The 22,882-nt window shown below is 72.1% G+C and carries 23 protein-coding genes; 13 read left to right on the top strand and 10 right to left on the bottom strand.

Features of this window, described 5'->3' with window-relative positions; genetic code table 11:
* Window positions 1–2: 2 nt before the first annotated feature.
* A complete protein-coding gene (gene abc-f / locus OU416_RS23670; protein WP_270929216.1) occupies window positions 3–1,598 on the bottom strand; it encodes a ribosomal protection-like ABC-F family protein in 1,596 nt (531 codons plus the stop codon).
* Between the two features lie 153 nt (window positions 1,599–1,751).
* Here abc-f and OU416_RS23665 point away from each other — a divergent pair, with 153 nt between their 5' ends.
* Window positions 1,752–2,369, top strand: coding sequence for a TetR/AcrR family transcriptional regulator (locus OU416_RS23665; protein WP_270929215.1), 618 nt, complete (start codon window positions 1,752–1,754; stop codon window positions 2,367–2,369).
* On the opposite strand, the gene OU416_RS23660 is transcribed toward OU416_RS23665, so the two are convergent.
* Entirely contained in the window at window positions 2,346–3,926 is a 1,581-nt protein-coding gene (locus tag OU416_RS23660; protein ID WP_270929214.1) for an outer membrane protein assembly factor BamB family protein, read from the bottom strand. The two genes, OU416_RS23665 and OU416_RS23660, sit on opposite strands and share 24 nt — an antisense overlap.
* Before the next feature lie 251 nt (window positions 3,927–4,177).
* Between OU416_RS23660 and OU416_RS23655 the strand changes: the two genes are divergently transcribed.
* The 7 genes from OU416_RS23655 (at window position 4,178) to OU416_RS23625 (ending at window position 9,939) form a co-directional block, all read left to right on the top strand.
* On the top strand, window positions 4,178–5,254 hold the full coding sequence (locus OU416_RS23655; RefSeq protein WP_270929213.1) for a FecCD family ABC transporter permease: 1,077 nt from the start codon (window positions 4,178–4,180) through the stop codon (window positions 5,252–5,254).
* A 2-nt stretch (window positions 5,255–5,256) separates the two neighbouring features.
* Window positions 5,257–6,039 carry an ABC transporter ATP-binding protein gene (locus tag OU416_RS23650; protein WP_270929212.1) on the top strand — a complete coding sequence of 261 codons (783 nt, stop codon included), beginning with the start codon at window positions 5,257–5,259 and terminating at the stop codon, window positions 6,037–6,039.
* Window positions 6,036–7,031, top strand: coding sequence for an ABC transporter substrate-binding protein (locus OU416_RS23645; protein WP_270929211.1), 996 nt, complete (start codon window positions 6,036–6,038; stop codon window positions 7,029–7,031). Before OU416_RS23650 ends, OU416_RS23645 begins: the two co-directional genes overlap by 4 nt.
* 17 nt (window positions 7,032–7,048) lie before the next feature.
* The gene (locus OU416_RS23640; protein ID WP_270929210.1) at window positions 7,049–7,567 is read left to right on the top strand and encodes a hypothetical protein; all 519 of its coding nucleotides are present in this window, start codon (window positions 7,049–7,051) and stop codon (window positions 7,565–7,567) included.
* Window positions 7,501–7,983, top strand: coding sequence for a Rossmann-like domain-containing protein (locus OU416_RS23635; protein ID WP_333779651.1), 483 nt, complete (start codon window positions 7,501–7,503; stop codon window positions 7,981–7,983). The genes OU416_RS23640 and OU416_RS23635 overlap by 67 nt, the downstream gene beginning before the upstream one ends.
* 370 nt (window positions 7,984–8,353) lie before the next feature.
* Window positions 8,354–8,626 carry a hypothetical protein gene (locus OU416_RS23630; protein WP_270929209.1) on the top strand — a complete coding sequence of 91 codons (273 nt, stop codon included), beginning with the start codon at window positions 8,354–8,356 and terminating at the stop codon, window positions 8,624–8,626.
* Window positions 8,627–8,700: 74 nt separating this feature from the next.
* Window positions 8,701–9,939 carry an MFS transporter gene (locus OU416_RS23625; protein WP_372907167.1) on the top strand — a complete coding sequence of 413 codons (1,239 nt, stop codon included), beginning with the start codon at window positions 8,701–8,703 and terminating at the stop codon, window positions 9,937–9,939.
* Window positions 9,940–9,979: 40 nt separating this feature from the next.
* On the opposite strand, the gene OU416_RS23620 is transcribed toward OU416_RS23625, so the two are convergent.
* Entirely contained in the window at window positions 9,980–11,473 is a 1,494-nt protein-coding gene (locus OU416_RS23620; RefSeq protein ID WP_270929208.1) for an MFS transporter, read from the bottom strand.
* Window positions 11,474–11,564: 91 nt separating this feature from the next.
* On the opposite strand from OU416_RS23620, the gene OU416_RS23615 reads away from it, so the two are divergent.
* Window positions 11,565–12,113, top strand: a complete 549-nt coding sequence (locus OU416_RS23615; protein ID WP_270929207.1) for a TetR/AcrR family transcriptional regulator — start codon at window positions 11,565–11,567, stop codon at window positions 12,111–12,113.
* On the opposite strand, the gene OU416_RS23610 is transcribed toward OU416_RS23615, so the two are convergent.
* The 3 genes from OU416_RS23610 to OU416_RS23600 form a co-directional block, all read right to left on the bottom strand.
* Window positions 12,110–13,627, bottom strand: a complete 1,518-nt coding sequence (locus OU416_RS23610) for a purine-cytosine permease family protein (RefSeq protein ID WP_270929206.1) — start codon at window positions 13,625–13,627, stop codon at window positions 12,110–12,112. The genes OU416_RS23615 and OU416_RS23610 overlap by 4 nt on opposite strands.
* A 183-nt stretch (window positions 13,628–13,810) precedes the next feature.
* Complete coding sequence (locus OU416_RS23605) at window positions 13,811–14,128, bottom strand: hypothetical protein (protein ID WP_270929205.1); 318 nt, start codon at window positions 14,126–14,128, stop codon at window positions 13,811–13,813.
* A gap of 76 nt (window positions 14,129–14,204) precedes the next feature.
* Window positions 14,205–14,495 (bottom strand): hypothetical protein, encoded by a 291-nt coding sequence (locus OU416_RS23600; RefSeq protein ID WP_270929204.1) that lies wholly within the window; start codon window positions 14,493–14,495, stop codon window positions 14,205–14,207.
* A gap of 516 nt (window positions 14,496–15,011) precedes the next feature.
* Between OU416_RS23600 and OU416_RS23595 the strand changes: the two genes are divergently transcribed.
* The 3 genes from OU416_RS23595 (at window position 15,012) to OU416_RS23585 (ending at window position 18,167) form a co-directional block, all read left to right on the top strand.
* Window positions 15,012–16,373: a hypothetical protein gene (locus OU416_RS23595; RefSeq protein ID WP_270929203.1), complete on the top strand. Its 1,362-nt coding sequence runs from the start codon at window positions 15,012–15,014 to the stop codon at window positions 16,371–16,373.
* A 28-nt stretch (window positions 16,374–16,401) separates the two neighbouring features.
* Window positions 16,402–16,779 (top strand): hypothetical protein, encoded by a 378-nt coding sequence (locus OU416_RS23590; RefSeq protein ID WP_270929202.1) that lies wholly within the window; start codon window positions 16,402–16,404, stop codon window positions 16,777–16,779.
* Window positions 16,780–16,847: 68 nt separating this feature from the next.
* Window positions 16,848–18,167: a hypothetical protein gene (locus tag OU416_RS23585; RefSeq protein ID WP_270929201.1), complete on the top strand. Its 1,320-nt coding sequence runs from the start codon at window positions 16,848–16,850 to the stop codon at window positions 18,165–18,167.
* 1 nt (window position 18,168) lies between these two features.
* Here OU416_RS23585 and OU416_RS23580 read toward each other — a convergent pair whose 3' ends face one another.
* Window positions 18,169–19,101, bottom strand: a complete 933-nt coding sequence (locus tag OU416_RS23580) for a phosphotransferase family protein (protein ID WP_270929200.1) — start codon at window positions 19,099–19,101, stop codon at window positions 18,169–18,171.
* A 285-nt stretch (window positions 19,102–19,386) separates the two neighbouring features.
* Here OU416_RS23580 and OU416_RS23575 point away from each other — a divergent pair, with 285 nt between their 5' ends.
* The gene (locus OU416_RS23575) at window positions 19,387–19,824 is read left to right on the top strand and encodes a hypothetical protein (protein ID WP_270929199.1); all 438 of its coding nucleotides are present in this window, start codon (window positions 19,387–19,389) and stop codon (window positions 19,822–19,824) included.
* A gap of 7 nt (window positions 19,825–19,831) precedes the next feature.
* Here OU416_RS23575 and OU416_RS23570 read toward each other — a convergent pair whose 3' ends face one another.
* The 3 genes from OU416_RS23570 to OU416_RS23560 form a co-directional block, all read right to left on the bottom strand.
* On the bottom strand, window positions 19,832–20,377 hold the full coding sequence (locus OU416_RS23570; RefSeq protein WP_270929198.1) for a DinB family protein: 546 nt from the start codon (window positions 20,375–20,377) through the stop codon (window positions 19,832–19,834).
* Window positions 20,378–20,441: 64 nt separating this feature from the next.
* A complete protein-coding gene (locus OU416_RS23565; RefSeq protein ID WP_333779650.1) occupies window positions 20,442–22,184 on the bottom strand; it encodes a GAF domain-containing sensor histidine kinase in 1,743 nt (580 codons plus the stop codon).
* A 37-nt stretch (window positions 22,185–22,221) separates the two neighbouring features.
* Complete coding sequence (locus tag OU416_RS23560) at window positions 22,222–22,863, bottom strand: response regulator transcription factor (RefSeq protein WP_270929197.1); 642 nt, start codon at window positions 22,861–22,863, stop codon at window positions 22,222–22,224.
* Window positions 22,864–22,882 lie beyond the last annotated feature (19 nt).

The raw sequence follows: 22,882 nt of genomic DNA, 5'->3' as shown, positions 1-22,882 counted from the left end.
TGTCAGGCGCACACCGAGGCCTGCAGGGCGAGGTGCTCGCCTCGCCAGCGCCGGCGCAGCAGGCGGTCGTGGCTGACGACCACGAGCGCGCCCCGGTAGTCGGCCAGGGCGGCTTCCAGTTCCTCGACCAGGTCGGGCGACAGGTGGTTGGTGGGCTCGTCGAGCAGCAGCACGTCCGACGGTTCGGTGACCAGCCGCGCCAGTGCGAGCCGCTGCCGCTGCCCGGTGGAGAGGTTCTCCACGCGCGTCGCGAACTGGGCGCTGGTGAACAGGCCCAGCGAGAGCAGCTGTTCAGCGCCTCCCGGCCGCCCGCGCGAGAAGGCCGCGAGCAGCGTTTCCCCGGGCACCGCGGGACCGGGTTCCTGCGCGAGGTAGCCGATCCGGCCGCGGCGGACGACCGTGCCGCGGTCGGCCGCGAGGTCTCCGGCCAGCACCCGCAGGAGCGTGCTCTTGCCCGCTCCGTTCGGACCGGTGATCAGCAGCCGCTCCCCCGCTTCGACCGCGACGCTCGTCCGGTCGAGCCGTCCGGCCACCGCGATGTCGGTGGCGTCGAGGACGGTTCCCCCGACCCCACCGGCCCGCGGTGTCGTCGTGAACCGCAGCGGTTCCGGGGGCGGCGGAACCGGATCGGCGAGCAGCCGGCGCAGCCGTTCCTCGGCGTTGCGGACCCGGCTGGCCAGCGATCGCTGCACCCGTCCGCCCGCCCGGTCGTAGGCCATCTTGTTGTTGTCCTGCATCGCCCGGCCCGGCGCGACGTCGCGCGCGGTGGTCGCCGCGACCTCGCGGAGCCGGGCGGTCTCGGCCTGCCACTGCGCGTGCGACTGCACCCACCGCTCCCGCGCCGCCGCCTTCTCCGCGCGGAACCCCGCGTAGCCGTTTCCGTAGCGGACCACGCGGTGCCGGTCCGCGTCGACCTCCAGCAGGCTCGTCGCGATCCGCTCCAGGAAGACCCGGTCGTGGGAGACCGCGACCGTCGTGCCGCGCCGGGCGCGCAGGTGCTCCTCCAGCCAGTGCACGGCGTCGTCGTCGAGGTGGTTGGTCGGCTCGTCGAGCAGCAGCACCTCCGGCCCGGCGGCCAGCAGAGCGGCCAGGCGCAGCCGGACCTGCTCGCCACCGGAGAGCCCGCCGACGGTGCGGGCGCGGTCGACCAGCCCGAGCCCCAGGCCGTGCAGGGCTCGTTCCACGCGGGCGTCGGCGTCGTAGCCGCCGCGCAGTTCGAAGGCGGTCGTGAGCTCGCCGTACTCGGCCAGCCCGGATTCGTCGCCGTCGGCCATCGCGGTTTCCAGCGCGCGCATCCGCCGTTCGATCGCGCGCAGGTCGCCCAGGGCGCGGTCGACGACGTGCTGGACGGTCAGCTGCGGCGGCAGCCGTTCGTCCTGCGCGAGGTAGCCGACGCCGCCGTCGGCGTGCACGACGACCTCGCCGCGGTCGGGCTGCTCGGTGCCGGCGAGCAGGCGCAGCAGGGTGGACTTGCCGGACCCGTTCTCACCGATGATCCCGGTGCGCTCACCCGCGGCGAGCGAGCAGGTCACCGCGTCGAGGACGGCCCTGCCGTGGAAGGACTTGCTGACCGCGAGCGCGGTGATCTGCGTTGGCATGCACGGACTCCGAAGCATTCGAGGGGGACGCGGCCAGCGGGAACCGCGGGGTGGGACGAACGCTTCGGAAGAGCATCGGCGACCTCACTAGTGCGACAACAGTTGCGTTAGGATAACCACGTCCCGCCCCGCCGAGCAACTGGACCGCCGACGATGAGTTCCACGCCACAGCCCCGCCCCGGTGGCCGCACCGCCCGCAACCGCGCCCAGGTGCTCGCCGCGGTCAGCGCGGAGCTGGCCGAGAACGGCTACGACGCGCTCACCGTGGACGCCGTCGCGGCGCGCTCCGGCGTGCACCGCACCACGGTGTACCGCCGCTGGCGCGACGTCGGCGGCCTGCTCACCGACCTCCTCGACTCGACCAGCGACGACGACTGGCAGCCCGCCGACACCGGCTCGCTGCGCGGCGATCTCACCGCGCTGAACCAGGAGATCCAGACGTCCCTGACCGAACGCCCCTCGATCGCCGCGGCGCTGATCGCGGCGTCGTTCCGCTCCGAGGACGCCGCCCGCGCGCTGCGGCGGTTGTGGGAAGACCGCTACGAGCGCTGCGGAATCGTCGTCGAGCGGGCGATCGAGCGCGGCGAGCTCGAACCCGGGATCGAGGCGCGCGCCCTGCTCATCGCGGCGACCGCACCGCTCTACCACCAGCTGGTGCTGCTCGGCACCCCACCTGACCCGGAAATGCCCGCGCACGCGGCCGGAATCGCCGCGCTGGCGGCATCGGCCGGTGCTTTCCGGAGCGGATCAGGGAAGGTCGAAGGCCAATAGCACGTTGCCGTGCTCGCTCGGGTACATCGGGTGGTAGCCGCTCTGGACGTAGAGCGTGCCGTTGGCGACGACCGCGCCGCCGTTGCCCGCGATCGAGCCCCCGCGCCCGGTCAACCCGTTGGCGCCCGCGAAGTCCCGGACGGTGTCGTACTCCCACAGCACTTCGCCGGTTTCGGCGGCGTAGACGCGCATCTTGCCGTCGGTGCTGCCTTCGTAGACCAGGCCCGGCGTGGAGGTCACCGCGGGCGTGTGGGCGAGCACGCACTGGTCGGGGTGCGCGGCCGCCCCGCCCCAGTCGCAGCCGTCGGCCGGGTTGGGCGTGGTCCACACGACCTCGCCGGTGGCCGGATCCATCGCGTTCAAGGTGCCCGGACCGGCGAAGTAGCTGGCCGCGTACAGGCGTTCGCCGTCGTAGCTGGAACCCCACTGGAGCCCGGTCGCCCCGCCGAGCGGCGACGGTTCCGACAGCTGCCTGCGCCAGCGCACCTCGCCGGTCCGCGCGTCGAAAGCGTGGTAGACGCCGCTCTTCTGGCCGACGCCGACCAGCGTGCGCCCCCGCACCGGGAACAGGTTCGGGCTCGCCCCGAGGTCGAAGTCCAGCGCGGTTCCGTCGGCCAGTCCGGGGCAGTAGCCCGCCGAATCCGGGACGTTGCACAGGTCCCGCCAGCTGTCGACGTCGGTGACCTGCTGCTTCCACCGCAGCGTGCCGTCGGCGGCGTCCAGCGCCAGCAGCGTGTCGAAGTCGCCGCCGTTGCCGGAGTAGTTCTGCCCGGTGCCCACGAACAGCGTGCCGGTTCCGGCATCGATGACCGGCGAACCCCACACCCCAGCACCGGAGGGCTCGTACCTGGTCGCGCCGCTGGGCCAGGTGCCGACCGCGCGCGGCTCGGGAACCGTGTAGTAGCGCCAGATCAGCTCCCCCGTGCTCGCGTCGAGCGAATCGACGTGCCCGCGGAAGGTGCAGCACGGGTAGTCCGGCCCGCCGCCGTGCTCGGCGCTGGAGGCCCCCAGGTAGATCCGGCCTTCGTGGTAGAGCGGCGAGCTGGCGTGCCAGCCGAGCGGGTGGTCTTCGGTGTCCACCGCCCAGATCAGCTCGCCGGTGCGCTGGTCCAGCGCGTAGGCGTATCCGCGGCTGTCGCCGAAGAAGACCTTGCCCTCGGCCACCGCGGGCCCGGTCGCCCCGTTGAAGGCCACCCCGTCCATCGGCGCCGGGCCCACCGACGTCAGGTCGAACTGCCACTTCAGCGCGCCGTTGCGGGCGTCGACGGCGTAGAAGCGCGCGTCCGGTCCGCCGAAGAACACCTCGTCGCCGACCACCGCGGGCTGGCTCTTCACCCAGGCACCGGTTTTCGGGTAGGCGAACGCCCACTTGAGCTTCAGCCCGCCGACGGTGTCGGGAGTGATCCGGTTCTCGGCCGCGTTGAACCGCGAGCCGGCGAGATCGCCCTGCCAGCTCGGCCAGTCACCGGGCCGGGACTCGCTGGCCGAAGCGCTCACGGCGCCGCTGAGGAGCACGGCGGCGCTCAGCAGGACCAGCCATCCGCGTGCTCGGCGCATAGGATTCGCTCCCCCGGTCCGATTCGTCCTGCCAAGCCTGGCAGCAAGCCCGGATCCAGTCGATCCGCCACCAGGACCAGACGGGCTGCAACCGCCGCGGAAATTTCGTCCTCAGTGGACGGACGTGCGGAACCCGGCGTCAGCTGAGCGCGTCGTCACTCACACCCGCCGTCTATTGACAATGATTTTCGTTTTAATGAAGGTGGGTGTCCGAGATCGTTCCCGGCCGGGAACTCGAGGACGGGGAAGAGATGCTTCTGCAACGCGCCAGAACGCCGGTGCCGGAGTTGGCACCGCGCGCTCCGCTGGTGCTCATCACCGCGCTGCTCACCGCGGTTCTGCTGGTCTCCGCACTGGTCGCGATCGCCCTGGGACCGACCACCGTGCCGCTGGCCGACACCGCCCGCTACCTCTGGGCAGCGGTCACCGGTGGCTCGATCAGGGCCGAGGAGTTCACCGACTACGCCGTGATCTGGCAGGTCCGCACGCCCCGGGTGCTGCTGGCCGCGGTCGTCGGGGCCGGGCTGAGCGCGATCGGCGTCGCGGTCCAGGCCCTGGTGCGCAACGCCCTCGCCGATCCGTTCATCCTCGGCGTCTCGTCCGGAGCGTCGGTGGGGGCCAGCGCGGTCGTGTCCTTCGGCCTGTTCTCCTCGCTGGGCATCTTCGCGTTGTCGGCAGCCGCTTTCCTCGGCGCGCTCGGCGCGACGGCACTCGTCTACCTGATCGCCCGCAGCCGAGCGGGGTTGAGCCCGCTGCGACTGGTGCTCATCGGCGTCGCGCTGGCCTACGGGTTCCAGGCCGCCATGAGCGTGATCGTGTTCTTCGCGCCCTTCGGCGAATCCGCGCGCACCGTGCTGTTCTGGCTGCTCGGCAGCCTCGGCGGCGCCACCTGGGCATCGCTGCCCGTTGCCGCGGCAGCGGTCCTGGTCGCCGTGGTGCTGCTGGCGCGAAAGGGCCGGGCGCTGGACGTGCTGGCGATGGGCGACGAGACCGCGGCCAGCCTCGGCGTCGACGCGGCCCGCCTGCGGCGCGGCCTCTTCCTGCTCACCGCCGTGGTCACCGGCGCGATCGTCGCGGTCAGCGGCGCGATCGGGTTCGTCGGACTGGTCATGCCGCACCTGGTGCGCATCCTGGTCGGCGCGGCGCACGGCCGGGTCCTGGTGATCGCACCGCTGGCCGGCGCCGTGCTGCTGGTGTGGGTGGACCTGATCTCCCGCACCGCGTTCGCACCGCGGGAACTGCCGCTGGGAGTGATCACGGCGCTGATCGGGGTGCCCGTGTTCGTCGTCCTGATGCGGCGCCGCGGCTACCTGTTCGGCGGGGGCTGAGCATGGACGTCACCTGGCAGGACGTGTCGGTGCGGATCGCCGGCGCGACGCTGGTCGAGCGGCTGAACCTGTCCGCGAGCAGCGGCGAGGTAGTGGGGCTGGTCGGCCCCAACGGCAGCGGCAAGTCCACCGCGCTGCGCTGCCTCTACCGGGCGCTGCACCCGACCACCGGCACCGTGCTGCTCGACGGGACCGAGCTGAATTCGATCCCGCTGGCCGAGAGCGCGCGCTCGGTCGCCGCCCTCACCCAGGAAAGCCGCACCGAACTCGACTTCACGGTGGCGGAAGTCGTTGCGCTGGGCAGATTTCCGCACCTTCGCGGCAACAGGTCGCTCAGCGGTGCGGAATGGGAGCTGTGCCGGGAATCGATGCGGCGCACCGACGTCGAGCACCTGGCGCGGCGCAGCGTCCTGTCGCTGTCCGGCGGCGAGCGCCAGCGGGTGCTGATCGCCCGCGCGCTCGTGCAGGAACCGCAGGTGCTGGTGCTCGACGAGCCGACGAACCACCTCGACGTGCGCCACCAGGTGGAACTGCTGTCCTTCCTGCGCGGGTGCGGGCTGACCGTGCTGGTGGCGCTGCACGACCTCAACCTGGCCGCGGCGGCCTGCGACCGGCTCGCCGTGCTGTCCGGCGGTTCGGTGGTCCGCACCGGAAAGCCCGTCGAAGTGCTGGAACCGGAGCTCGTCCGCGAGGTCTTCGGCGTGACGCCCTCGATCGTGCCGCACCCGCGCACCGGCGCTCCGCAGCTGCTCTACGACCTCACCGATCGGGAAGGAATGGAATGAACCGAACAACCCTGCGCCGCACCGCGGCGTTGGTGGGCAGCGTCGCACTCCTGGCGGGCTGCGGCGCGACCGTGCAGCAACCGGCGCCCGGCGAGGCGGCGCCGGTGGTCGTCGACAACTGCGGTGAGCAGATCAGCTACCCGCCGCCGCAGCGCGCGGTCGCCTACGACATGAGCAGCACCGAGAAGATGTTCGCGCTCGGGCTGGCCGACCGGATGCGCGGCGTGGTGATGCCCTCGACCGCCGATCCAGCCGTGCAGCGCTCGCCCTACCTCGACGACTACCGGTCGGTGGAGCTGCTGAGCACCGACGTGCTCAGCCGCGAGGTGGTGATCGGTGCCAAGGCGGACTGGGTGCTGGCCGGCTGGAACTCGGGTTTCAGCGAAGCACGCGGCATCACCCCGCACCTGCTGGCCGAGGTCGGCATCCGCAGCTACCAGCACACCGAGAGCTGCTTCAACTACGGCGCGCGCCCCGTCCAAGTGCCGCCGCTGGAAGCGCTCTACACCGACCTGCGGCAGATCGGGACGATCTTCCAGGTGCCCGATCGCGCGGAAGCGCTGGTGGCCGATCTGCAGAAGCGCGCCGAGGCCTTGCAGCAGCATCGCCCCGCGGGCGATCCGGCCCGGGTGTTCCTCTACGACTCGGGCACCGACCAGCCCTTCACCTCCGGCGCGCAGGCCGCGCCGAACGCGATCATCTCGCTGGCCGGTGGCCGCAACGTCTTCGACGGGCTCAACCAGCGCTGGACCACCGTCGGCTGGGAGGACGTCGTCGAGTCGGCCCCGGAGGTCATCGTCGTGGTGGACTACGGCGACCGGCCGGTCGCGGACAAGATCGCGTTCCTGAAGTCCCACCCGCCGCTGGCCAGCAGCCCCGCGGTCCAAAGGGGACAGTTCTACGTGCTGGACTACGGCCAGGCGGTCAGCGGTCCGCGCAACATCGAGGGCGCCGAGCAGTTCGCCTCCTACCTGCGCTCGATCGGACGATGAGGAAAAGCGGTCACGCAGTGACGAACGCGGTCCAGCTCGACCAGCTCCCCGAACCACTGCCCGCGGCGCAGATCATCGCGCTCAACCAGCCCAAGGCCGACCTGCACACCGCCCGCCCGTACGAGTGGAACGGCTGGACCTTCGAACTGCCGCCCGGCGTGTTCCTGCCCGGCGCGACCAGCCGGATGATCCACGAGCGGCTGCTCGACGGGACGATCGAGGTCCAGGACCGGGTGTACGCGGCGATGGGCGTCGGGCTCGGCGTCGAGACCGTGGTGGCCGGACTTCGCGACGCGGCCGAGATCTACGCCTGCGACGTCGACGCCACCAGCGTCCGGACCGCGCAGCGCTACTTCGACGAGCTGGCCGCGCCGACGAGCCGCAGCACCTTCGTCGCCGCGTGGCCGAGGCCCTGCCGCACCGGGACACGGCTGCCGAGCAGGTCACCCTGCCCGCGGGCGCGCCGGAAGTGCGCGCCCGCGCGCGGGATGCCGCGATCGCGGGACTGCTGGACATCGAGCCGGGCTCGAAGGTAGCGCTGATCGGCGTGGTCAACCCGCTGGTCGCCGCGATCCGGGAGCGCGGCGGGGAATGCCTGCCGTGCGACCTGAACCTGCGCCGGACGCAGTGGGGCGATCCGGTGGCCGAGTCCATGGCCGAGGTGCTGGCCCCGGCCGAAGCCGTGGTGGCCACCGGGATGACGTTGAGCAACGGCACGTTCGACCAGATCCTGCGGCACTGCGGGGAAAGCGGCGTGCCGCTGGTGGTCTACGCGCAGACGGGCAGCGCGGTGGCGCGGGCCTTCCTCGGCGCAGGGGCGACCGCGGTGTCCGCGGAACCGTTCCCGTTCTCGCAGTTCAGCGCCGACCCGACGGTGCTGTACCGGTATCGCGCTGAGGCGGCGCGGTGGTGCCCGCGGGGCGGACGAAGGCCCGCCGGGCGGCGCTGCTGACGTTGCGGCTGCTCGGTTCCGTGAGCGTTTTGGGGTGCTACAGCGCCCCGAAACGCTCACGGGCCTGCGGCGGGCAACTGCGACTGACCGGCGATCTGCCGGTCGGGCTCGGCATGGGCTCGCCGACCAGCGACATCATCGCGGCCATTCGCGCGGTCGCGAACGCGGTGGCCCTGCTGTCGGTTCGCGCCGAGCAGGCATCGGATCCGCTCATGCTCGACGGACGCGCACTGCTCTTCGCCCAGCGCGAAGGGCGCGTACTCGAAGTGCTGGGCGACGCCCTGCCGCCGTTGGTCGTGGTCGGCTGCCTGACCGGTGCCGGACTACCGGTCGACACGCTTGCGCCGCGCTCTCCGGCAGCACCGACCTGTTGCGCAGGCACGCGATCTTCGCCGGGCTGTCCACCGGAGCCGGCTACCTCGCCGTCCGGTGGGAGCGCGATGCGAACCCGGACCGGACCGCTGTTTTCATCGCAGCGGACACTGGGCACCGCTACGCGGATTCGGTGTTCAGCCGCTTCCGCGAGGCGGTCGATCTCGCCTCGCTCGCCCCGCGGCACGTGTCCGAACTGGACGATCTCGCGCTCCCGTGGTCGAGGATGCGCTGGGATCGCTCGCCCGGACCGGAGGGCGCCGCCGGCTGAGCCCGCCGCGAGCACAGCACGACGCGCCAGTACGCTAACGACAATCATTTTCAACTTTTCTAGGAGCACACCCGGTGGCCACGCCATCAGCGCCGGACACGACCGCGCTGCGAAGCAGTTCCGCCCTCCGCGACCCGGCCTTCCTCCGGTTGTGGACGGGCACGACAGCCTCCGGCCTGGCCACCTGGGCGCTGCCCTTCGTGCTGGGACTGGCGGTGCTCGACCGCTCGCTCACCCCGGTGACCCTCGGCCTGCTGCTGGCGGCCCGCACCGCGGGATTCCTGGCAGCCGTACCGATCGGCGGCGTGGTGTCCGACCGATGCTCGCGCCGCGCGGTGGTGCTGTGGTCCGGCCTGGCCGCCGCGCTCGCGCTCCCGGCGATCGCGGTGGGCCTGGACTGGTCGGTGCCGCTGATGGCCGCGGCGGCAGCGGTGGCAGGTGCCGGGCAGGGCGCGTGCCGACCCGCGTTCCAGGCCCTGACCGCCGAAGTCGTCGACGAGCAGCAGCGCCAGCAGGCCAATGCGGCGATGACGCTGGCGGTCCGGGTGACCACGCTGGTCGCGCCGGGCCTGACCGCGCTGCTGGCCGTGCTCGTCAACACCTCGACGCTGCTGGTGCTCATCGGCGCGCTCTGGCTGGTCGCGGCGCTGCTACCACCGAAGGGCACCGCGACCGCGCCCGCCGAATCCGAGCGGACCTCGTTCGCCGCCGACTTCGTCGAGGGCCTCCGCGAAGCCCGCAGGCACCCCTGGTTCCTGGCCGGCCTCGGCGCGCTGACCGCGGTGATCGCCACCGGCTACTCGGCCACCGGAGTCCTGCTCCCCCTGATCAGCCGGGACCGCTACGGCGGCGAAGCGGTGCTCGCCGCGGCGACCACGGCCTACGTCGTCGGGGCGCTCCTCGGCGCGCTGATCATCGCGCGCTGGCGCCCCCGCGCCCGAGGCTGGGCCGCGCTGGCCGGGCTCGGCTGCTACGCCTTCGCTCCGCTCAGCCTGCTCGCCCCGGTCCACCCCGCGGTGGTGCTGGCCGCCTACGCCCTGGCCGGACTGGGCATCGAGCTGTTCAACGTCCCCTGGTTCACCGCGATCCAACGAGAGGTGGAACCGAACAAGCTGGCCCGGGTGTCCGCGCTGGACTTCCTGTTCTCCTACGGCCTCGCACCGCTGGGCCTGATCCTCATCGCCCCGGCGACCGAGGCCTTCGGCCCGGCAGCGGTCCTGATCGCCTGCACCGCGATCTGCGCTCTGGCCCCGGCGATCGCAGCCCTGATCCCGACCAGCCGAACCTTCTCCCGAACCGGGAAGCACACCTGACAGGGGTGGCGGCCCCTGATGGGACCGCCACCTCCGGCGATCAGCGGCGGGAGAGCACCCACCAGGCCTGGAAGGCCGCGAAGGCGAGCACCACCGCGCCGACCGCGCTGGTCACGTGCACGCCGTAGGTGAAGGCGTGCGCCGCGGAATCGCGGAGGGCCACCGCCTGCTCCACCGGCAGCTCAGCGGCCACCGACAGCGCACCGCCCAGCGTGTCCCGCGCGGTGTCCACGATGGACTCCGGCAGGCCGGTCACGTCGACGTGGCTGCGGTAGGCCGCCGTCACCACGCTGCCGAGCACCGCGGTCCCCAGCGCCGCGCCCAGCTCGTAGCCGGTCTCCGAGATCGCCGAGGCCGCGCCCGCGTTCTCCGGGGCCACCGTGCTCATGATGGTGTCGTTGGTGGCCGTCTCGGTGATCCCCGCGCTGACGCCGACGATCATGAACGCCACCACCACCAGCCAGGCGCTGCCCTCCGGCGGCAGCAGCACCATCAGCAGGTAGCCCAGCCCCGTCGCGAACATCGCCGCGCCCAGCAGCTCGGCCAGCCGCACCCGGCGGATCAGGCGGACCGCCACCAGCGAACCGACCACCGACAGCCCGATGCCCGGCAGCAGCGCCAGACCCGCGCGCAGCGGGGTCATGCCCAGCACCAGCTGCAGGTACTGGGTCATGAAGAACAGCCCGCCGACCATCACGAACACCGCCAGCAGGTTGCTGGCCACCGCCACGCTGAACCGCGCCTTGGCGAACAGGCCCAGGTCCAGCATCGGGTCGTCGAGCCTGCGCTGCCTGCGCACGAACGCGTACCCGGCGATCAGCGCCACGGCCACCGCGGGCAGCGCCAGCGACCCGCCACCGGCGAACTCCTTGACTCCGAAGACCAGCGCCAGCATCGCCAGCAGCGAGAGCCCCGCGCTGGGCAGGTCGTAGCGGCCCGGGTTCGGGTTGCGCGATTCCGGGATCACCAGCGGCCCGACGATCAGCAGCAGCACCATGACCGGCAGGTTGATCAGGAACACCGATCCCCACCAGAAGTGCTCCAGCAGCAGCCCGCCCAGCAGCGGGCCGAACGCGGCACCACCGGCGAAGGTCGCCGTCCAGGCGGCGATCGCGGTGGTCCGGGCGCGCGGGTCGGTGAAGATGTTGCGGATCAGCGACAGCGTCGAGGGCATCAGCGTCGCGCCCGCCACGCCCAGCAGCGCACGGGCGGCGATGAGCAGCTCGGCGCTGGGCGCGAACGCCGCCAGCACCGAGGCCAGGCCGAAGCCGGTCGCGCCGATCAGCAGCAGCCGGCGGCGGCCGATCCGGTCGCCGAGGGTGCCCATCGTGACCAGCAGTCCGGCGAGCATCAGCGAGTAGATGTCGACGATCCACAGCAGCTGGCCACCGGTCGGGCGCAGCTCCTCGCTGATGTGCGGCACGGCGAAGCTCAGCACCGTGTTGTCGACGGAGATCAGCAGGACGGGCAGCAGCAGCGCGCCGAGCGCGGTCCACTGCGCACGAGAAGTACTAGGCGATTTCAGGTTCGTCATCTCTACACGGCCTTGATTGATCTGTACCGTCCAGACGGTACAGAAGTGGTCGTGCACGAATACTAACCGTCCAGACGGTATAGTTCAAACCGTGGCAGCCTCCGACACCCGCGACCGCATCCTCGACGCGCTGCAGCGGATCCTGATCCGCAAGGGAACCGCGGCGGTGACCCTGGAATCGGTCGCCGCCGAAGCCGGTGTGTCCAAGGGCGGCCTGCTCTACCACTTCCGCTCCAAGCAGGCGATGCTGCAGGGCCTCACGCTGCGGCTCGACGACGCGGCCGAGGCCGAGTTCGCGCAGGCCACCGAGGACGGCGTCGACGTCGTCCGCTACTTCCTGCAGACCTCGCTGCCCACCAGCGACGAGGAGATGGCCCTGTACTGGTCGGTCATCGCCGCGCTGCGCGGCGCCGAGGGCCTCAGCGAAGCGGGCAGCGAGGTGCTGGCCAGGGTGTTCGGCCGCTGGTCGGAGCTGCTCACCGACCACATCGGCGACCCGGTGCTGGCCGAGATCGTGCGCCTGGTCGGCGACGGCCTCTACCTCAGCGCGCTGTCCGGCCTGCCGCACCCGGATCCGGAACTGGTCAAGAAGGTCTTCGACCGCCTGCTCGCGCAGGTCGCCGAAGCCCGCCAGGCCTAGCCGACGGCAGGCTCCGCCACGATCGGCGGCACCGGGGTGTCCGCGCAGGGCACCCAGCGGGGCCCGTCCGGGCCGAACACCTCGCGGGGCTCGGGGAACGCCCGGAGCAGGCCGAGGTAGCCGACCGCCGCGAGCAGCAGGGACAGCGGCAGGCTGATATCCACGCCGCCCGCCAGCTCGCCCAGCGGACCGACCAGCTGGCCCGGGATGTTGACGAACAGCAGCGCGACACCGGCCGAGACCAGCCACGCCGTCATGCCGCGCCAGTTCCAGCCGTGGTGGAACCAGTAGCGCCCGCCCCGCTGCCGCCGGTTGAACACCTGCAGCGCGTCCGGGTCGTACCAACCGCGCCGGGTCAGGTAGCCGAGGATCATCACGACCATCCACGGCGCGGTGCAGGTCACGATCAGCGCGGCGAAGGTGGAGATGCTCTGCACCAGGTTGAAGCCGAAGCGGCCGACGAAGATCAGCCCGATGGACAGCACGCCCACCAGCACCGTCGCCCGCACCCGCGAGAAGCGCGGGAACACGCTGGAGAAGTCCAGGCCGGTGCCGTACAGCGCGGTGGTGCCGGTCGACAGCCCGCCGATGAGCGCGATCAGGCACAGCGGCCCGAAGTACCAGCCCGGCGACACCGCGAGCAGCCCGCCGACGTAGTTGGGAGCGTCACCGGCCAGGTACTCCGGCGCCGAACCTGCGATCACCGTGGCCGTGACCAGGCCGAACCCGAACGGGACGATGGTCGACAGCTGCGCGAGCAGCGCCGCCACCACCACTCGGCCGCGCGGCGTGGTCGACGGGATGTAGCGCGACCAGTCGCCCAGGAACGCGCCGAAGGACATCGGGTTGGCCAGCACGATCAGCGCGGAACCGATGAACGACGCCCAGAACACCGGCGCGTCCGAGGCGGGCAGCGTTCCGGGGTAGGACGGGTCGAAACCGCCGCCGAAGGCGACCGCGCCGAGCACGAACAGCGCGGTCGCGGCGACCACCGCGATCTTGTTCACCCACAGCATGATCCGGAACCCGTAGATGCACACGACCAGCACCAGCACGGCGAAGATCGCGTAGGCGACGGCGAAGGCCGCGGGCGTCTCGGGGACGGCCAGCACGCGCGCCGCGGTGCCGACCAGCGCGTCCCCGGAGCTCCACACCGAGATCGCGAAGAACGTGACCGCGGTCAGCAACGACAGGAACGACCCGACGACCCGCCCGTGCACGCCGAGGTGCGCCGAGGAGGAGACGGCGTTGTTGGTGCCGTTGACCGTGCCGAACACCGCCATCGGGCACAGCACGAGCGCACCTGCCACCAGCCCCAGCGCGATGGCCGCGAGCCCCTGCCAGAACGACAGGCCGAACAGGACCGGGAACGCGCCGAGCACCGCCGTGGAGAAGGTGTTCGCGCCGCCGAAGCTCAGCCGGAACAGGTCGAGCGGCCGCGCCGTGCGCTCGGCATCGGGGATGCGCTCGACGCCGTTGGTCTCCACCCGCTTGAACACCGGCGCTTCGCCCATCGGCCCGTCCTCCCCGACCCCGTGCACTGATCAGCAAAGACTGCGCCACCCGACTCCGGTGCGGAATCGGCCGAAGCTCCAACGCCGGTCGCTCCCGTTGGACGAAAGCACAGCGGTCGCTCGGACACGAGGAACGGGCTGACCGGAAGATCCGGACAGCCCGTTCTCGTCCGCGGAGCCGGGTCAGCCGTCGACCATCGGCCCACCATCGCCACCGACGCCGGCCCCACCGAGGCCTGCGCCGCCGACTCCGGAGCCACCGGTGCCACCGTTGCCACCAGCGCTACCGCTGGTGGAACCGTCACCGCCGTCACCGCCATCGCCGCCGCCGGTGCCGCCACCGGTGCCGCCGCCGTCGCCGCCGTCGGCACCCTCGACCACCACGCCGTCCCAGCCGCCCTGGGTCGGCAACGTCGACATGACCGTGCGCGGTGGCAGGAACTCGACGAGGCCCAGTTCATCGAGCTCCGCCGCGCTGAGCTGCCGTCTCGGTTCGAACATCAGATCCCCCTTGGCCATCGGAGCGCGTTCAGCGGACCTCCCAGGCCTACCCGCGGAGGAGCGATGTCAAGGCAGATCACCAGCCGAAGAACGGCCCGCCGTCGCCACCGATGCCCGGGCCGCCGACGCCGAAGCCGCCGTAGCCGAAGCCACCGTTGCCGCCGTGACCGCCGATGCCGCCCAAGTCGCCGTCGCCGCCATCGCCGCCGTCACCGCCACCGTTGCCGCCACCGGTGCCACCGCCCGTGCCGCCGGAGCCGCCCTCGATCACCACGCCGTCCCAGCCGCCGGCCTGGAACAGCGTCGACATGACCGTGCGCGGCGGCAGGAACTCCAGGCGCTGGTCGCCCAGCTCTTCGAAGCTCACCGGTTCAGTTTCATCGAACACTTTCATCCTCCCCAGTTGGAACGGGCTCGGAATGCAGCCGGAGATCGATGCCGGACAAGGTCGAAAACCCAGATCCCCATCCAACGCCCCAGATTCGCCGGCATCAGATCGGAGGGTAAATGCCCCCGAGAACCAGCGCAGTCCGAAAACAACCAACATCCGCAACTCGGCAGAAAATGCCTGGTGGCACCGCATATTGGAGATTCACCCGAAGCAATCGGAACGGTTAGACGCACTACCGCGAATTGCGGAGAGAACCGCTCCCCCGGAAAAGAACCGCACGAAGCGCGCTTCGGAATTCGGAGTCGCGGTGCCCCGGGAATGCGGTCCGCAGCCGCTCCGGCGCGCGGCCGGGCGGGCCACCACCGATTCGGGTGGTCCGCACCCGAATCCCCCAACGTCGCCCGCTCGGATACCACCACCGCTGATCCGTTCGGCCTAGACTCCCGCGCTGTTTGGCCCAGCCGAAACCATCCCGGGTAAGGAGAAGTGCCGATGCGCAATCGCCCACCTCGGACCGCTGACGGCGGTCCGGTCCGGCAGGCCCAGCACTGGTGGCCGCTGCCGAGCGCCGCCATGCTCGCCGTCACCTTCAGCATCGCCGCGGTCCCGGCCGCCCAGGCAGCACCGCCGTCCTGCACGCGGACCTCGAACGGCTCCGGGGTGGACGTCGTCTGCGACCGCGGCGTCCCGGAGGGCACCACGCTCGACGGCAGCGACGGCAACGACCGCTTCTACCTCACCGGGGCCGTCGCGGGCACCGTCAACGCGGGCGCCGGGGACGACCTCATCATCGTCACCGGCCGAGCGGGCGGGAACGGCGGCAAGGGCGGCAACGGCCACCTCGACGGCCGCAGCGGCGACACCAGGAACGGCGAGAACGGGGGCGAGGACGGCGGCAGCACCGGTGGCACGGCCGGGACCAACGGCGTGGCCGGCCCCAGCGCGCGAGCCGGGGGCAGCGCGGGGGTCGGTGGCCACGGCGGCACCGGCGGGCCCGGGGTGGCCGAGTCCGGCGTGATCAACGGCGGCACCGGGAACAACACGATCACCGTCACCGGCGGCAAGGGCGGCAACGGCGGGGTGGGCGGCGACGGCGGCACGGGCACCACCGATCCCGCCGACTCCCGCGGCGGCCGCGGCGGCAACGCCGGCGACGGCGGCACCGGGAACCTCGGCCGCATCTACCCGGGCGAGGGCGAGAACACCGTCACGATCACCGGCGGCGACAGCGGAACCGGCGGAACCGGCGGCGTCGGCGGCGATGCGACCGCGAGCACCCGCAGCGGCAACGGCGGGGAAGGCGGCAACGGCGGCGGTGGCAGCGAGCGGGCCAACGGACGTGGCGGTGCGGCCAACGGCGAGACCGGCACGATCGTCAGCACCGGCGTCGACGACATCACCGTCCAGGGCGGCCGCGGACAACGAGGTAGAAGGCGCCGGTGGAACGGGCGGCACCGGCGGGGACGGCGGCGTCGCCAACATCGGCAACATCATGTCCGAGGGCGACGGCCGGGCCACCGTGCACACCATCAGCGGTCCGGGCGGCGACGGCGGGGACGGCGGTACCGGCGGCGACGGGATCACGCCCGGCATCCCGGGCCTGCGCGGTCTCAACGGCGTCGCCGACGCAGGTGGCACCGGCGGTGCGGGCGGCCCCGGCGGTCACCTCGCCACCACCGGCACCGAAACCGGTCGCCGCAACCCCTGATCCAGAACGACCACCCCGAAAGATCGCGCACCCGAGCGGGTGATTCGAGGTGCACCGCGCGCCCGGTGCTCCTACGTTCTGCCCCGTGCGCCAGGAACGTGCCACTGGAGCGCGTTCTCCGAGGGGGTGGCCGGTTCTTCCGGTGAATTCACTGAGTTTGCGAAGGAGCACCTGATGCCACGAACCTCTGGACCGCTGAGCCCCGACGAGATCGAGGTGCAGCGGGTGGAGTTCCTGCCCGCGCGCACCGTCATGTCGACCTTCTGGCTCCCGTGGAACGGCGCGGACGTCGTGGTCCTGGACCCGGATCCGCACACCCACGTCGAGGCCTACGGGGACAACGACGTCACGACCACCGGTGACGTCACCGGTGGCGACGGCGGTACCGGTGGCGGCCAAGGCGGTGGGCAAGGCGGCGGCAACGGCGGCAACGGCGGCGACGGCGGTAGCGGCGGCGACGGCGGCGACGGTGGTGATGGCGGCGACGGCATCGGCGGCGATGGCGTCGGCGGCAACGGCATCGGCGGCCAAGGCGGCGGCAACCCGAGCTGATCCCGGCTGCCGGAGGTGGTGCGCCGACCGCTCGGCGCACCACCCGTCAGCACTTCCGAGGAGTCGTGATGGTCGCAGAAGGGCACCGCAGCGAGCCCGCGGCCGATGAGGACGTCGCACAGCTCGTGGTGCCCGCACTGGTCGCGGGAACCGAGCTGATCGGCCGGTACCAGGGCTCCGGCCACCGCGAACCGCCCTACCTGGTCCGCCGCGCCGACGGCCAGGTCCTGCAGCTCTCCCACCTGCTCTACCTCGTGGCGGCCGGGCTCGACGGCCACCGCACCTACGCGCAGCTGGCCGCCGACCTGAGCGCCGAGTGGGGCCGCGAGATCACCGCCGGGCAGGTTTCCTACCTCGTCGAGAACCGGTTGCGCCGCGCGGGAATCATCGTCGCCGAGCACGCACCGGACCAGCCCGGGCCGCTGCCGAAGGGCCGGGATCGGTTGCTGGCGCTGAAGTTCCGCGTCGCGCTGGTCCCCGAGCACGTCGTCGCGGTGATCGCCCGGGTGTTCCAGCCGTTGTTCTGGCCACCGGTCGTCGTCCTGGCCCTGGTGGCGTTCGTCGCCGCCGAGGTCTGGCTCGCCGCCCAGGGCGGAGTCGCGCAACTCCTGGCGGGCGCGCGGGAACTGGTCGACCGGCCGGAGCAGATCCTGCTGGTGCTGGGCGTGCTCGTGCTCTCCGGGATGTTCCACGAGTGCGGGCACGTCGCGGCGTGCCGCTACGGCGGCGCGCGGCCGGGTGCGATGGGCGTGGGGATCTACCTGGTGTGGCCGGCGATGTACAGCACCGTCACCGATTCCTACCGGCTCAGCCGGGGCGGCCGGCTGCGCACCGACCTGGGCGGCCTCTACTTCAACGTGCTCGCCATGCTGGTGATGATCGCCGTCTTCGCGGTGACCGGGCTGCCCTGGCTGCTCGTCTCGCTGGTGGCCTGGCAGGTCTCGACGATCTGGCAGTTCGTGCCGTCGATCCGGCTGGACGGCTACTACGTCCTGAGCGATCTGGTCGGCGTTCCCGACCTGTTCGACCGGATGGGCCCGGTCCTGCGCAGCATGCTGCCGGGCCGTCCGCCGCACCCCCGGGTCCGCGAGCTCAAACCCTGGGTCCGCTGGGTGATCACGGCCTGGGTGGTGCTGGTGATCCCGTGCCTGGCGTACTGGATCATCGGGTTCCTGGTGCTCGCGCCCCTCGTCCTGCCCGTGGTCTGGCAAGCACTCGGCGCGCACTGGGACGGCGTGGGCAGCGCGATCGGAGCAGGCGACGCAGCGGCGGCCGCGGTCGGTGTCCTGCGGATGCTCCTGCTGGTGCTGCCGTGGGCCGGCATCACGCTCGTCCTCTACAACCTCGGCCGCGGCCTCGTCCGCCGGATCCGCCGCTCACGCGCGTGACTCAGGGCAGGATCGGGGCGAAGTACCCGCCGTCGTCCTCGGCGAAGGCGGTGAGCATCGCGGTCGAATTGGCGCGGTCGTCCAGGTCCGGTTCCGCCGCGGCGAGATCCTGGTCCAGCATCCAGGTTTCCAGCATGATCGAGTAGCCGATCAGCACGTCCGGCCCGCCCGCCGCGGCCAGCGCCGACCCGGCGATCTCGCGCACCACGCCCTGCAGCGGCTCGCGCTCGGCGGCGTCGCCCGGCCCGAAGGCGATCTTGACCATCTCGTTGAGGTCGATCGCGGTGGGCGCGACGACGGCGAACTCGAAGTCCAGCAGCGCCGCGACCGAACCCTCGTGCCACAACGTGTTCGGCGCGCACAGGTCGCCGTGGTTCAACGCGCGCGGTGCCATCGGCAGCGCGGCCCAGAACCGCTTGAGCGCCTGCTGGAGGCCGCTGGTCTGGCGTTCGGCGAGCATCCCGGCCGCGACGATCCGCTCGAACGACGCATCGACCTCCGCCGGGCTGTCCGGGAAGAACGGCGAGCGGCTGCGGGCGTGCGGGGCGGCCGCGGCGATGTCGACGCGGTGGACGTGACGAGCGCGCTCCCACATCTGCTCGATCGCGCGCGATCGGGCCGCGTGGTCCAGCGACGGCCAGACCTCGTCCAGGTTCTCCCCCACCACGCGCCGGCTGAGCACCCACTCGTGCCCGTCGAGCACGCCGGCATCGACGATCTCCGGGTAGCCGACCTCCGCCGGGAGCAGTTCGACCAGCTTCAGCTCGCGGAGCAGGTCGCCCGAACCCGGATCGGGCGCGACGCGGACGACGAGCTCGTCGGCGAGCCAGGTGTGGTTCGTCCAGCCCGTGCCCCGCCGGGCGTCGCCGAGATCCACCCCGTGCCTGCCGAAGACCTCCGCCGCCACCCTGCCGGTGCTGCCCGTCCTGTCCATGAAACCGACTTTACCGATCAGGGCAACGGATTTTCCGCCGCACCGTCAACACCGCGTGCGGCCCGGCGCGGTGCGCGTACGGATCCCGTCAAGCGAGCTTCCCGCGTCCGGCCCGGAGGCGTGTACTGGAGGCGTCGGCAGGAGAACTCACGAGGAGGCGGCACCGAATGCCGGACCTGTTGTGGGCCGTCGGGTTGATCGTCCTGTTCGTCGCCGTGGCGCTGACGCTGCGCGGGCTGGCCAGGTGGCGGTGAGGCCGCTTGCCGCAGGAGGCGGTGGTTGGTGATGCGTGCTCACGACCCGCCCGTCGCAGGGGCTGCAACGGCCTCCGCGGTGGGGTTCTTCGTCGCGTCCGCGGGGATGGCGCCCGCCGGAGCGGCCGCTTGGTGGTACGGCGAGCCGACTGCGGCGCTGACCGTGCTGGGCCTCGTCACCTTCGCCTACGCGGGCGCGATCCGGAACCTCCCGGGTGCGCTGGCCACCGCGGTGGTGTGCTGGATGCTGCTGAACAGCTTCGTGATCCACGTGCGCGGAGAGCTGATCTGGGAAGGATCGGCGGATCTGGTCCGGCTGGGCGTGCTGGGAGGCGCGGCGGTCGTGGGCACCGCCTGCGGTTGGGCAGCCACCCGTTCGCACGAGCGGCCGGAGCCGCCGATCCCGGCCGCCCGGCACGCACCGGAGGTCGAGCGCATCCCACCGCAGGAGCGGGTCCACCGCGGCTAGCGGCGGGTCAGCGGCACCCGCTTCCCACAGCGGCCTCTCCAGAAGCAGTGCGCAGGAGGCGGAGCTGGCCGATCTCGGCGACGTTCTTCATCAGCTCGGCGTTCACCCACGCCAGCATGTGCGCCACGGTCTTGTCCGGGTCGCCCTGCCACGGGAACGGCGCGGGAGCGTCCAGCTCCGCATCGGTGAGGCGGTCCAGCACCGCCGACCACTCCGCGCGCAGCCCGCGCAGCCACTCGACGACCGACTCCTCGCCCGGCCACTCGACGTCGGTGCGCTCGCGCGGCGGTCTGCCCTCGGTGTGGTCCAGGGTCACCGACCACCACCAGCCGATGTGCCAGGTGGTCCAGGCGATCGTGGGGACCGGGATCGGATCGGGCTCCACCTCGGCGAAGTCCGGTTCCCAGCCGCCGGAACCGGGCCGCACGGTCCAGCAGTGCTCGGCCGGTTCCCAGCGGACGTCGGCGGGCACCAGTTCGGCGAGGTGGAACTCGAACAACGACCAGGTCATCTCGAACTGCCAGCGCAGCAGCTCAACGCGCGATGCGGACATCCGCGAGATCTTGCCACGACGAGCGCCCCGGGCGAAAACGATTATCCGGACGGCGTTTCCGGGATCAGCCGGGTGCGGCGCTCAGCGGCGCCGTCCACAGCACCCGCGTCCCACCGGCCCGCAGCCGGTCCACAGTGCACCGCCCGCCCATCTGCACCGCCCGCTCGGCCAGGTTGTGCAGCCCGCTGTGCGCGACCGCGCTCTCGATGCCGATGCCGTTGTCGGTGACGTCGATGGTCAGGTCGTCGTCCAGCGAGATGGTCACCGACAGCTCCGAGGCGCGCGCGTGCCGGACGGTGTTGCTCACCGCTTCCAGCACCACCGCCTCGGCGTGCTCGGCCAGCCTCGGCGGCAGCACGTCCAGCGGCCCGGCCATCCGCATGGTGATCCGGATCGGGTTGTCGCCCACCACGTCGGTGACCACGCGCTGCACCCGGTTTCGGAACCCGGTCGGGTGCTCGGCTGCGACCTGCAGGTCGAAGATGCTGGCGCGCAGGTCCTGGATGACCTCGTGCAGCTGGTCGATGTGCTCGGTCAGCCGGCTCGCCACGTCGGGCACCTTCGCCCGCCGCTGCGTGCCCTGCATGGACATGCCGATGGCGAACAGCCGCTGGATGACGTGGTCGTGCAGCTCGCGGGCGATGCGGTCGCGGTCGGCCAGCACGTCCAGCTCGCGCCGCGCGGCCTGCGCCTCAGCCCACTGCAGCGCCAGCGCGGCCTGGTCGGCGAACGACGACACCACCAGCAGTTGTTCCTCGTCGAACCGCTTCGCCCCGGCCCGCCGCACGGCCAGCAGGACGCCGGAGATGGTGCCTTCCGCGCGCATCGGCACCGCGAGGGCCGGGCCGAGCTCCACCGCGGCGCCCTCGATCGTGGACAGGCTGGGCACGTTGCGCGGCACCCGCTCCCGGAACACCTGCCCGGTCACCGAACGGTCGACCGGGAGCGACCGCCCCACCAGGTCCTCGACACCGGCCCCGGCCGAGACCGTGACCACCAGCTCCTCGGCCTCGACCTCGTCGCTGCGCGCGGGAACCGCCAGCAGCGCGAAATCGGCGTGCGTCAGCTCGGCCGCGCGCTCGGCGATCAGCTGCAGCGCGTCGATGGAATCGGTGCCCGCCAGCAGTTCCGCGGTGATCTCGCCGGTGGCGTCCAGCCAGCGCTCGCGGCGGCGGACCTCCTCGAACAGCCGCGCGTTGTCGACCGCGATCCCGGCCGCCCCGGCCAGCGCCTGCAGCACCACCTCGTCGTCCTCGGTGAACTGGCCGCCGCCGAGCTTCTCGGTCAGGTACAACCGGCCGAAGGTCTCCTGCCGGGCCCGGATCGGCACGCCGAGGAAGCTGCGCATCGGCGGGTGGTGCGCCGGGAAGCCCACCGACGCCGGGTGCGCGGCGATCTCCTCCAGCCGCAGCGGTTTGTCCGCCTCGATGACCACGCCCAGCACGCCGCGCCCGGTGGGCAGGTGGCCGATGCGGCGGTGGGTCTCCTCGTCGATGCCGTCGTAGATGAACCGGCTGAGCGTGCCGTCGGGCGCCAGCACGCCGATCGCGCCGTAGCGGGCGTCGACCAGGTCGATGGCGGTGCGCACGATGCGCCGCAGCACCGAGTCCAGCTCCAGGTCGGAGGAGATGGCCAGCACGGCCTCCAGCAGGACGTCCATCCGGTCCCGCAGGCTGATGATCTCCTCGATGCGCGCCTGGACCTGGGCCAGCAGCTCCTTGAGCCGCAACCGGGACAGCGTGCTCACCAGCGGTGGAGCGGCGCCCTCCCGCAGCTCCCCCGGCCCTGGCGAGTCCGCCCTGCTCACCGCTCCACTCTGACAGGCCGAGCGCGGCCCGGCGAGCTCACGACTCCGGATGGTGGCGCAGCCGGGTGGCCAGCACCGCGGCCTGGGTGCGGCTCTGCAGGCCGAGCTTGCTCAGCAGCCGGGACACGTAGTTCTTGACGGTCTTCTCGGCCAGGAACATCCGGTCGGCGATCTGCCGGTTGGTCATGCCCTGCCGGATGCAGTCCAGCAGGATCCGCTCCTGCCCGGTCAGCTCCGGCAGCTTCGAGGTGCCGTCGAGCTCGGCGCGCAACTTGTTCACCAGCGAGGTGGTCTCCTGCTCGCCGAGCAGCGGCTTGCCCGACCCGACCCGGCGGACGGCCGAGGCCAGCTCCATGCCCTTGATGTTCTTCACGACGTAGCCGGCGGCACCGGCCAGCATCGCGTCGAGCATGGCCTGCTTGTCGTTGAAGGAGGTCAGCATGAGGCACTGCAACGCGGGCAGCCGGGACCGCAGCTCCCGGCACAGCTCGACACCGCTGCCGTCCGGCAACCGCACGTCCAGCACCGCCACGTCGGGGCGGATCGCGGGGACGCGGGCCAGCGCCTCGCTCACCGAGGAGGCCTGCCCGACCACGACCAGGTCCTCCTCGGAGTCGAGCAGGTCGACCAGTCCCAGCCGCACGACCTCGTGGTCGTCGACCAGGAACACGGTGGTCACGCCGGGGCCTCCCACATCC

It is taken from the genome of Saccharopolyspora indica, from assembly GCF_027853965.1.
GTDB classification, from domain to species: Bacteria; Actinomycetota; Actinomycetes; order Mycobacteriales; family Pseudonocardiaceae; genus Saccharopolyspora; species Saccharopolyspora indica.
Note: the sequence above shows the minus strand (reverse complement) of the source record. Positions and strands in the feature narration are given on the sequence as shown.